9 protein-coding genes and 2 tRNA genes are annotated in these 10,227 nt (G+C 69.7%); 4 read left to right on the top strand and 7 right to left on the bottom strand.

From position 1 onward, the window contains the following. Nucleotides 1-153 precede the first annotated feature (153 nt). Together VN779_RS17140 and VN779_RS17135 are read right to left on the bottom strand one after the other, a co-directional pair. The gene (locus VN779_RS17140) at nt 154-1,842 is read right to left on the bottom strand and encodes a molybdopterin-dependent oxidoreductase (protein WP_325724466.1); all 1,689 of its coding nucleotides are present in this window, start codon (nt 1,840-1,842) and stop codon (nt 154-156) included. Nucleotides 1,843-1,976: 134 nt separating this feature from the next. Continuing rightward, nucleotides 1,977-2,645: a fasciclin domain-containing protein gene (locus tag VN779_RS17135; RefSeq protein WP_325724464.1), complete on the bottom strand. Its 669-nt coding sequence runs from the start codon at nt 2,643-2,645 to the stop codon at nt 1,977-1,979. A 257-nt stretch (nt 2,646-2,902) separates the two neighbouring features. Between VN779_RS17135 and VN779_RS26675 the strand changes: the two genes are divergently transcribed. Next, nucleotides 2,903-3,259: a sigma factor gene (locus tag VN779_RS26675; RefSeq protein ID WP_325724462.1), complete on the top strand. Its 357-nt coding sequence runs from the start codon at nt 2,903-2,905 to the stop codon at nt 3,257-3,259. Between the two features lie 70 nt (nt 3,260-3,329). Further along, complete coding sequence (locus VN779_RS17125; protein WP_325724460.1) at nt 3,330-3,485, top strand: hypothetical protein; 156 nt, start codon at nt 3,330-3,332, stop codon at nt 3,483-3,485. A gap of 311 nt (nt 3,486-3,796) precedes the next feature. On the opposite strand, the gene VN779_RS17120 is transcribed toward VN779_RS17125, so the two are convergent. Together VN779_RS17120 and VN779_RS17115 are read right to left on the bottom strand one after the other, a co-directional pair. Then, a tRNA-Ile gene (locus VN779_RS17120) sits at nt 3,797-3,870 on the bottom strand. Between the two features lie 105 nt (nt 3,871-3,975). Next, a tRNA-Asn gene (locus VN779_RS17115) sits at nt 3,976-4,048 on the bottom strand. A gap of 242 nt (nt 4,049-4,290) precedes the next feature. Between VN779_RS17115 and VN779_RS17110 the strand changes: the two genes are divergently transcribed. After that, the gene (locus tag VN779_RS17110; RefSeq protein ID WP_325724458.1) at nt 4,291-4,617 is read left to right on the top strand and encodes a hypothetical protein; all 327 of its coding nucleotides are present in this window, start codon (nt 4,291-4,293) and stop codon (nt 4,615-4,617) included. Nucleotides 4,618-4,755: 138 nt separating this feature from the next. Here VN779_RS17110 and VN779_RS17105 read toward each other — a convergent pair whose 3' ends face one another. From VN779_RS17105 to VN779_RS17095, 3 genes are all read right to left on the bottom strand, one after another. Next, on the bottom strand, nt 4,756-6,159 hold the full coding sequence (locus VN779_RS17105) for an RNA polymerase sigma factor (protein WP_325724456.1): 1,404 nt from the start codon (nt 6,157-6,159) through the stop codon (nt 4,756-4,758). A 319-nt stretch (nt 6,160-6,478) separates the two neighbouring features. Next, nucleotides 6,479-8,449 (bottom strand): DNA primase, encoded by a 1,971-nt coding sequence (dnaG, locus tag VN779_RS17100; RefSeq protein WP_325724454.1) that lies wholly within the window; start codon nt 8,447-8,449, stop codon nt 6,479-6,481. 10 nt (nt 8,450-8,459) lie between these two features. Next, the gene (locus tag VN779_RS17095; protein WP_325724452.1) at nt 8,460-9,719 is read right to left on the bottom strand and encodes a deoxyguanosinetriphosphate triphosphohydrolase; all 1,260 of its coding nucleotides are present in this window, start codon (nt 9,717-9,719) and stop codon (nt 8,460-8,462) included. 108 nt (nt 9,720-9,827) lie between these two features. Between VN779_RS17095 and VN779_RS17090 the strand changes: the two genes are divergently transcribed. Further along, on the top strand, nt 9,828-10,227 hold a 400-nt coding region (locus VN779_RS17090), incomplete at its 3' end, for a GNAT family N-acetyltransferase (protein ID WP_325724450.1).

The raw sequence follows: 10,227 nt of genomic DNA, 5'->3' as shown, positions 1-10,227 counted from the left end.
GTAAGAAGTAGCGTCGGACAAGGCCGCGGCGTCTGGCGCGTGCGATCGCAAGGCGGCGGAGCGTCCTCATATCGGGCATCTGCGGACGCTTCGCCAACGCAGCGAGCGTGCGTGGCAGGCGTCGCGGCCCCGGCGAAACTTCTTACACACGGCCTAGGTGACGGTGACGATGACGCTTTCCCAGCCGCTGGCGCCGTTGGGGTAGGGGTCGGCGCGGGTGCTGGTCTGGTATTGACCGGTGGCGTCGGCGGCGCGCACCTGCAGGCTGTGGCTTCCTGTCGTGGCCTGCCAGGGGTAGGTCCATTGCCGCCACGTGTCGGGGCCGTCCTGGGCGGCGAGCCGCGCGCTGTGCCACTCGCCTTGGTCGACGCGGACTTGGACCTCGGCGATCCCGCGGTGGGTGGCCCAGGCCACGCCGGCGACGGTGACCGGTCCTGCGCTCACGCGGGCGAAAGGTTTGGGCACGTCGATGCGCGACTGGGTCTTCATGGTGCCGATGCGGGCGTAGCCGCGTGCGGCCCAGTAGGCGGTGCTGGCGGCGAACGTGGTGACGTACAGGTCGGTGACCCATTTGCAGGCGGAGGCGTAGCCGTAGAAGCCGGGTACGAGCATGCGGGCGGGAAAGCCGTGGGCGATCGGCAGGGGTTCGCCGTTCATAGCGAGTGCGATCAAGCCAGGGCGACCGTCGAGGATGGAGGAGAGCGGGGTGCCGATGCTCATGCCCTCGGTCGAGCGCGCCAGCAGCTGATCGGCGCCTCTCTGCACTCCGGCGGCGCGCAGCAGGTCCGGCAGCGAGGCGCCGATCCAGCGGGCATTGCCGACGTAGGGGCCGCCGACCGGGTCGGAGACGCACGAGAGTGTCATGTCGTGTTCGTGCAGGGGCTGGCGCAGCAGGTCGGCGAAGCTCAGTTCGATCGGTTTGTCGACCAGGCCGTGGATGCGCAGGGACCAGGAGCCGGGGCGCACCTGAGGCAGTACGAGCGCCGTGTCGACCCGGTAGAAGCCATCGTTGCCTGTGAAGAACGGGCTCAGGCCCGCGACGTTAGGGTGCACGCCGGGTGGCAGCGCGGGCGCGGGGAAGGCGGGCCGGGGGATGCGTACGGCAGCACGCGCGGCCTCGACGTTGTAGCGGCGCGCGATGACCAGGTTCGCGCCGAAGCCCGCGACTGCGGACCCGACGGCGATACCGGCCGCGGTCGTGACGAAGCGCCGCCGGTCGCTGTCGGCGACGGTCGCGGGAACGGCGGACATGTCGAGGGTGGGCACGGGAATGGCGGCGGGCGCGGAAGCCTGATCGGTGTCGGTGGCGTCGATATCAGCGGTGTCGTCGTGTGAGTGCGGATGCGCCAGGTCGCCGGCGGCCGCCGGGGTGCGGCGGTAGAGGAGGACGAGCAGCCGCAGCGCGCCGATGCCGGCGACCGCGCCGAGGACGCTGGGCAGCGCCAAGGCGGCGGCGCTGTCCGGCTGGCTCTCGGCCGCTGCCACGCCCACCGCGCCGAACAGCGTGATCAGCAGCGCGCCGAGCGGGAAACGGCGCAGCGCGGCGACGCCGGCGAGCAGCGCGATCACGGCGAGCGCGGCGAGGATCCCGGTGATCAGCAGTTGCTTGTCATGTTCGCCGAAGTGCGCGACCGCGTACTCCTTGACCGGCGCGGGCGTCAGGCTGACCGCCGCGGCGCCGACAGCGTAGACCGGGGCGCTGGCCGGGCCGGTGAAGATCGCGGTGATCTCCCCGACTGCGAGCGCGACGGCGGCGGTCAGCGCCCCGAGCAATGCCCCGGTCAGGAGCCGCCGCGTGCGCGTGCCGCGCCGCGCCGCGGATGTGCTGGAGGTGGCCTGCATGGGGATCACCTGGTTTCGGTGAGTGCTGCTACGGGTGCTGCGCTGGTTCGCGATGGTCGGGCCCGGCGCGCGGCGGGTCAGCCGGGCCGCGCGCCGGGTGCCTGGGGGCGTGTCCGGGCGCCGGGTCGCCGTGGTCAGCTGGCGGGCATCAGGACACTGTCGATGATGTACACCGTCGCGTTGGCGGTCTGCACGTTGCCGCACACCACGGACGCGGTGTTGCTCGCCGAGCCGCCGGTCACGGTGAAGTTCGTGCCGCTGCCGGTGACCGTCACCGTGCCGCCGTTCAGCGTGGTGTGGGTGCCGGCGAGCTGATCGGGCGAGAGGCGCCCGGAGATCACGTGATAGGTCAGGATCTTGGTCAGCTCGGCCTTGTTCGCCAGCACCGAATTGAGTGTCGCGGCGGGGATCTTCTTGAACGCGTCGTTGGTCGGCGCGAACACGGTGATGCCCTGGGCGTTGTTCAGGGTGTCGACCAGCCCGGCGGCCTTGACCGCCGTGACCAGGGTGGACAGGACCGGATTGTTGGAGGCGGCGGTGGCCACCGGGTCCTGGGCCATCCCGGTGAAGGAGCCCGCGCCGCTGGCCGGGACGGCGGAGCAGGCCGAGCCGAAGTCGGCTCCCTCGGCGGCGGAGGACGCGGCCATCGACGGAGAGTCACTGGCCATCGGGGAGGAGGCGGCGCTGGTCGTGCCGGATCCGGAGGCGGTGGAGCCGCTGCTCGAGGAGCACGCGGCCAGGCCTCCGGCCAGGGCGAGCGCGGCGAGCGCGACCGGCAGGCGGCGGGCGGTGAACACGGACATGGGGAGGATCTCCAAATTCTGGGCCATCGTGGATGCGAGAGGCGACGCCGCCTTGGGTGGCCCGCTCCGGATCGGGCCGCCAGCCGGCGTCTACGGTCGCTGATTCGGCGCGGACGCCTAAGCGGATTGGCCAGGTGTGGGCGTTCACTCGATCGGGTGAGTACGGCGTCGGCCGCTGGCCTGGAAGCCGGGGGACGAAAGCGTGGGTCGCGGCGCGGCAATCCGCTGGGCGGTCGACTGCGAAGCAAGGTGTGAGGATGAGCGCGCCAGGCCAGGACCCGGGTCGCCCGGCGCGGGCCACTTCGAGTGAGGCGTGCCTGCGGCGGGTGGCCTGCGGGGACCGTGAGGCCTTCGACCAGGTGTACGCGGCCTTCGCCGGCCCGGTCTTCGGGCTCTCCCGCCGGATCCTGCGCGATCCGGCCCAGGCCGAGGAGGTCGCCCAGGAGGTGCTGCTGGAGGTGTGGCGCACCGCCAGCCCGACTCAAAACAGCCCTGAACGCGCGCATCGCGCTCACCCGCCAGCTGCCACCCGCGGCAGACGGCGAGTTCGCCGACAGCGGTCCCGGTCAGGGCGCGGCCGCCACCCACCACCCCACGCTCACCGAGATCGGTGACGCCCCCAGCCGGCGACGGACACGGCGCGCCGCGTGGGCCGGTTGGGCCGCGGCCGCCGCGCTGGCCGGCGTGGCGGCGGGCCTGGGCGTGCACGCCGAGAACCAGCAGCGCCAGATCCAGCATCTCTCCGCGCAGGCCGGTATCGTGCAGCAACTGCTCTCCGCCCCGGACGCGCACAGCGGCGCCGGCCTGCTGCGCACCGGCGGGCACGCGTTCGTACTCTAGCCATGGGCACCTAAACAGCCACGATCCCACCGCGCCGCTGCATACCGCGCCGCGCCCGAGCCGATCACCGACCAGGCTCGGATCATCGAACTCGACGTCCGAAGACACGACCGTGTCGGCGGAATACTCACGAGTACGAACATGCCGCCCGACCAGCACGGACGAATAATCGGCACCTACAGCACCGCTGTCGGTTGCGTCATGGCCGCGAATCCTACGGTCTTGCACCGACTGCGAGTGCCGCCGCCAAAGGGTAGTAGCAGTATGTTGTTTTGAAAGTTGCTGGCAGAAGGTCAGATGTCCAACCTCGGTAGGGCGGGTGGGACTCGAACCCACGACCCAAGGATTATGAGTCCTCTGCTCTAACCGGCTGAGCTACCGCCCCTGGCCACCGACGGATGGCTTGTGCCCGGTTAGGCCCGGAATCAACCATTTCCGCGGTAGACGCGAAACGTCTCCGGGGCGGCTGCCTCGGAGACGTTGTCGTGCGCTCCCGCAATAGGACTCGAACCTATAACCTGCCGGTTAACAGCCGGCTGCTCTGCCAATTGAGCTATGCGGGATCGATGCTGGTTGCTCGGCCTTCCGCTGGTGAGAGCTTCTGGGGCCTCGCGACGACCAACCTTAGCGCATCCAGGGGGGTGCTTCGCCACTCGGTATCCGGCGCGGGTCGCGGCATGGATCGGCGGCGCGTCGGGGCGGATCGGTGGGCTAGGTGGCGTAAGCGTGCACGGGTTCCTGGTTAGGTAATGCGGCGTGCGGGTAGTCGCGGCTCGTCGAGGTCTTTCGGTTGCTGGGAGTGGTGATGAAGGCCAAGATCAGCTTCGTCGGTGGGATGGTGCTCGGGCTGCTGGCCGGGAGCAAGATCGGTCCAGGGCTCTACCAGCGGGTCACCGCCATGGTGTCGTCGCTCGCGGCGGATCCGCGGGTGCGGCATACGGCGTCCACGGCTGGTGATCGCGCGGCGCACGTCGCCAAGAATGCCGGGGTGTCGGCCGCACATCAGGTGAAACATGCCGGTGAAGCGGTCACCCACCGGTTCGGCGATCGGTTCAGCAGTGTGAAGCACGCTGGGTCGAACGGATCAGCGCAGCACATGAGCCGCTTCGATGAGGATCCGCTCGCGGACTGAGCGAGTGAGCAAGTGAGCCGGCGAGAAGAGGCCCCAGGAGAGAGGCCCGGAGACTGGCTCCGGGCCTCGGGCCTCGGTCCTCTGGCTCTGGGTAGCTCTAGATCTGCGGACAGCCGATCAGCCTCCACAGACTCGCGCTCAGCGCAGGTAGTCCTTGAGTTGGTCGGCGTACGAGTGACCGCGTAGCTTCGCCAGCGTCTTGGCTTCGATCTGACGGATCCGCTCGCGCGTTACGCCGAAGGTGCGGCCGATCTCCTCCAGCGTGTGCGGTTCGCCGTCCGTGAGTCCGTACCGCAGCTGTACGACGCGCTTTTCGCGCTCGCCGAGCGTCGAGAGCAGCGTGTCCAGGTGTTCGCGCAGCATCATCACCGCGACCGAGTCGGCCGGGGAGACCGCGTCCGCGTCCTCGATCAGGTCGCCGAGCGCCACGTCGTCCTCTTCGCCCACCGGCGCGTGCAGCGAGACCGGCTCCTGAGCGAGCCGCAGGACCTCGACGACACGCTCCTCGGGGACGCCGAGCACGTCCGCTATCTGCTCCGGTGTCGGCTCGATCGAGTTCGCCTGAAGCAGCGCGCGCTGGAGCCGGACCACCCGGTTCATCAGCTCGACCACATGCACCGGTACGCGGATCGTGCGTGCCTGATCGGCGAGCGCGCGGCTCATCGCCTGACGGATCCACCACGTCGCGTACGTGGAGAACTTGTAGCCACGGGCATAGTCGAACTTTTCGACCGCGCGGATAAGCCCCAGGTTGCCTTCCTGAACCAAGTCCAGGATGGACATACCGCGGCCGATGTACCGCTTGGCGATGGACACGACGAGGCGCAGGTTGGCCTCGATCAGCTTGCGTTTCGCCGCCTGGCCGTGCAGGACCAGGACATGTAGGTCACGGCGGTCCTCGGGGCGCAGATCGAAGCAGTGCAACAGCTTCTCGTCGGCGAACAGGCCGGCCTCCACGGCGCGGGCCAGCTCGACCTCCTCGACCGCCGTCAGCAGCGGGATGCGGCCGATCTCGCGCAGGTACTGGCGGAACAGGTCGCCCGCGGGACCGGCGGAGTCCGCCCAAGCGGCCACGTGCGCGTCGGCGGCCTCCTGCTCCTGCGGGCTCGGCTCCTCCTCGGCCTCAGTCTCGGCCAGCTCCTCCGGGTCGGGCTCCCGGGCGTCGCGGGCACGGGCGTCCTCAGGCGCGGCCAGGGTAGCGTCGGCGGCCTCTGGGGCGTCCGGTGAGTCAGGGCCCCCCGCGGCTTCCGCGTCCACGTCGGACTCGCGGCCGGCGTCGTTGCCGGGACCGGAATCGATGACGGCGGGTTCGGTTGTATCGGGTGCGGCGTCCCGATTGACCGGCAGCGACATCACCCGGGCCAGCGGCAGCTCCTGGGTGTCGGCCAGCGCGCTTTCCGGCGGCGCGGTCTCGACAACCTCGGTGGCTTCGCGTGGCTGAGCGACCACGGACAGGAACCGCTCGCCGCGCTGCTGCGCGGCCTGTTGCTGAGTCCCGCCCGGTGTGGGTCCGACGATGACACGTGCGAGGGCGCCGTCCATACGAACTCCGTCCACTTCACCGGCCAGCGCGCCGGGCCGCCGAGGACCTCGTCGTCCTCACACGGTGCCCGAGCTCCCGGTCGCTGGCGTCTTGTGCACCGCGCCCCGCCGGATCGGCGGCGCGGTCGGTTCCACACGGTGTGGATTCCACGACTCCTCCCCTACCCCGGCACGCACCGTTTCGCGCCTCCTGACGGGCAAGAACTTCGGCGAATCCGTGGATTTGGCGGCGATACGCCAGGTATCGGCACGGTGACGGAAAGATGTCGAGCCGTGGCGCACGGTGGCGCGGGAAGCGAGGGCCGCTAACTGCGTTGGATCAAGCTTCTAGCGAGGAGAAAAGCTTGGCCCGGAATATGTTCAGCTCGTTCAGCTCCACCGACAGCTTCAGGTAATCCTCGGCGTGCGCGACCGGATCGAGCCGCTGGAGGCGGGAGAGGGTGGCGGCGCGGCGCTCTTCCACGGCGTCGATCCAAATGCGCGTGATCAGTTCGGTGGCATAGCGGGCGTCGACGGATTGGCCGCCCTTCGCGTTCTCCCGCAGCATCAGTGGTTCGACGGCGAACCGGTTGATCAGTGCTCGTACCGCATCGTCGGCTGCCGCAGCGGTCACGGTGCTGAGCCAGTACACCGGATCCGTTACCGAGGAGACGCCACCGGCCGCGATTATGGCGGCGTGCACGGCGGCATAGGCTGGCGCGGTGAACTCTTCCGGGCCGAGGCCGTCGAACGCGGCGCCGGCCAGCTTTGGATACTGCAGCGCGAGCTTGAGGGCTTCGCGCTGACGGCGAGAGGCGGGATCGGTCGGCGCGGTAACGAAAGCGTTGGGTGCGGAGGCGTTAGGGGCGGAGCGGTTGGCGCCGGAACCGGACGCAGGGGAGGAATTCGCGGCGGATGATGCGGTCGAGGCGGCGTTGCTTGGGCGGGAGCCGGTCGCGCGCGCGGCGGCGCGGTTCACGGAGGGGGCGGCGCGGCGGACCTCGGAAAGGACAAGCTGTATGTCATCGATGCCGAGCCAGCCGGCCAGCCGGCGGGCGTATTCGGGGCGCAGCGCGGGGTCGTGGATCGAGGCGACGATCGGGGAGGCGGAGCGCAGGGCACGTACGCGGCCCTCGGGGGTCTCGAGGTTGTACTCGCCGAGCCGGGCCCTGATGGCGAACTCGAACAGCGGGATGCGCGCGGAGATCAGGTCCCTGACCGCCGCGTCGCCGCGGGCGATCCGCAACTCGCACGGGTCCATGCCGTCCGGCTGCACGGCCACGAAGGTCTGAGTGACCCAGCGCTGGTCCTCCATGAACGCGCGCAGCGCCGCCTTCTGGCCGGCCGAGTCGCCGTCGAAGGTGAACACGACCTCGCAGCCGAGGTACTGGTTGCGGTCGGCCAGCAGTCTTCGCAGGATCTTGATGTGCTCCTCGCCGAACGCGGTGCCGCAGGTGGCGATCGCGGTCGTCTCGCCGGCCAGGTGACAGGCCATCACATCGGTGTAGCCCTCGACGACGACGGCGCGCTCCTGCTTGCCGATGTCCTTGCGGGCCAGGTCGAGACCATAGAGGACGGAGGACTTCTTGTAGAGCGGCGTCTCCGGGGTGTTGAGGTACTTCGGGGAGTCCTTGTCGTCGTTGAGCCGACGGGCCCCGAAACCGATCACCTCGCCGCCGATGTCCGCGATCGGCCAGACCAGCCGGTCGCGGAAGCGGTCGATCGGACCGCGCCGCCCGTCCGAGGCCAGGCCGGCGGTGAGCATTTCCTTGTCGGTAAAGCCACGGCCGCGCAGATGCTTCACCAGCGCGTCCCAGCCGCCGGGTGCGTATCCGACGCCGAAGCGTTCCAGCGCGGCGGAGTCGAAGCCGCGGCCGATCAGGAAGTCGCGGCCGTGCTTGGCCGCGGGCGTGATCAGCTGCTCGCGGTAGTACTCGGTGGCGACGCGGTGCGCTTCGAGCAGCCGCGCACGCTCGCTGGCCTCGGTGCGCTTGGTGTAGCCGCCCTCGGCGTACCGCAGCTCGATGCGCGCACGCTTGGCCAGTTGCTCGACGGCCTCGTTGAAGGAGAGATGCTCGAGCTTGGTGAGGAACGTGATGACGTCGCCGCCCTCGCCGCAGCCGAAGCAGTGCCACAGGCCGCGCGCGGGGGTCACGTTGAACGACGGCGACTTCTCGTCGTGGAAGGGACACAAGCCCTTGAGATTTCCGCCGCCCGCCGAACGCAGCTGGATGTGCTCGCCGATCACATCGGCGATCCCGGACGCGTCGCGGACGGCCTTGACGTCCTCGTCCCTGATGCGCCCGGCCATGGTCGGGATTCTACGCGGCAGTTCCGACAAGGCGACCGTGCAGGCGCAGGGCCGAGCCGTCGGTGAGTGAGGCGATCTGGTCGACGACGACGCGCAGCTTCGCGGCGTCGTCCGGGGCATCGAACCACCAGGCCTGGAAGGGCGGTTCGAGTTGATCGGGACGTTTCGCGAGCAAGGCGACCAGCTCGCGGATGAGTGCGGCTTGCTGCATGCGTAGCGCGAAGGCAGGTTCGGTCTCCATGACGTAGCGGGCCGCGACTGCTTTGAGGACCGCGTTCTCTAGGCGGATCGGGCGCGGTACGACGAGCTGTGCGTTGTACCGCGTGTGCGGCCCCGGACCGAACTCGGCGCGAGTGGCGTGCACCACGGCGAGGCAGAAGCGGCCGATCAGCTCGCTGGCCGCGCGCTTGAGGCGAGCTTGGGCGGCAAAGGATCGGTCGTACTCGGCGGGCCACCATTCGACGGACTGGAGCCGGTCGAGCGCGGCAGCCAGCTCGGCGGGCTCGGCGTCAGGGGCGTAGCCGCGAGAGCGCTCGAACAGCGCGGCCCGCTCCTCGTCGATCAGCAGCACCTTCGGGTCGACGTGCCCGGCGTAGATCGCGTCCTCAAGGTCGTGCACGGAGTACGCGACATCGTCGGACCAGTCCATGATCTGTGCTTCGAAACATTTGACCGGCTCAACCGGGGCGCCTATCCGCAGCCACGAGAACACAGGCAGATCGTCCGCGTACGCACCGAACTTTGCGGTATCGGCACGGCGCGCCCACGGGTACTTGGTCGCTGCGTCAAGCAGGCCGCGGGTCGGGTTGAGGCCGGCGGAACGGCCGTCGGCGCGGATCACCTTGGCCTCAAGGCGGGTAAGGATGCGCAGGTTCTGCGCGTTACCTTCGAAACCGCCGATCGCTCCGGTCACCTCGTTGAGCGCCCCCTCTCCGGTGTGGCCGAAGGGCGGATGACCGAGGTCGTGCGCGAGACAGGCAGCCTCGACCAGGTCAGGGTCGGCGCCGAGCGAGCCGGCCAGTTCCCGGCCGATCTGCGCGACTTCGAGCGAGTGAGTAAGCCGGGTGCGCGGGAAGTCGGACTCGCCGGGCGCGACGACCTGGGTCTTTCCGGCGAGGCGGCGCAGGGCGAGGCTGTGCAGGACGCGCGCGCGATCGCGTTGGAAGGGCGTGCGCTCGCCACCAGTGCGCTTGAGCTCACTGGCCGGCTCGACGGCGTAGCGCTCGACGTCCGCGTCGCCGTAGCCCGGCACGCTGATGACCTGTGTCATGGATCAACGGTAGTGCGCACAAGGTCAACCCAACACGGGTTACCCGTTGGAAGAGCCGAGTTACACCACCGCAACGCCGCGGAAACGGCCCGTGGCTACCGTGGCCTGGTGATCACGATCGAACCGGTGCCGTCGGACGACGAGGAGCTGGCCAAGCTGCGCCAGGAGCTGCGCGCCGATCTGAGCGCGCGGTATCCGGAGTTCGGCGCGGACAGCGATGACCATCTGACCGCGGACATCCGCTTCCTGTTGATGCGCGAGAGCGGCGCCGCGATCGGCTGCTGCGCGCTCCAGCCGAACCCCGCTTCGGGGCTCGACGGCCTTGAGCTCAAGCGGATGTACGTCGTGCCGACCTCGCGCGGAACCGGGGCGGCGGTGAAGTTGCTCGACGCGGCCGAGTCGCTGGCTCGGGAGCTCGGCGCGCCGCGGATCTACTTGGAGACCGGCACAGGTCAGCCCGAGGCGATCCGGTTCTACGAACGCGGCGGGTACACCGGTATCCCGCCGT

It is taken from the genome of Actinocrinis sp. (genome assembly GCF_035605935.1).
Lineage (GTDB): Bacteria > Actinomycetota > Actinomycetes > Streptomycetales > Catenulisporaceae > Actinocrinis.
The sequence above is the reverse complement of the archived record's forward strand: the minus strand, read 5'-3'. Positions and strand labels throughout refer to the sequence as shown.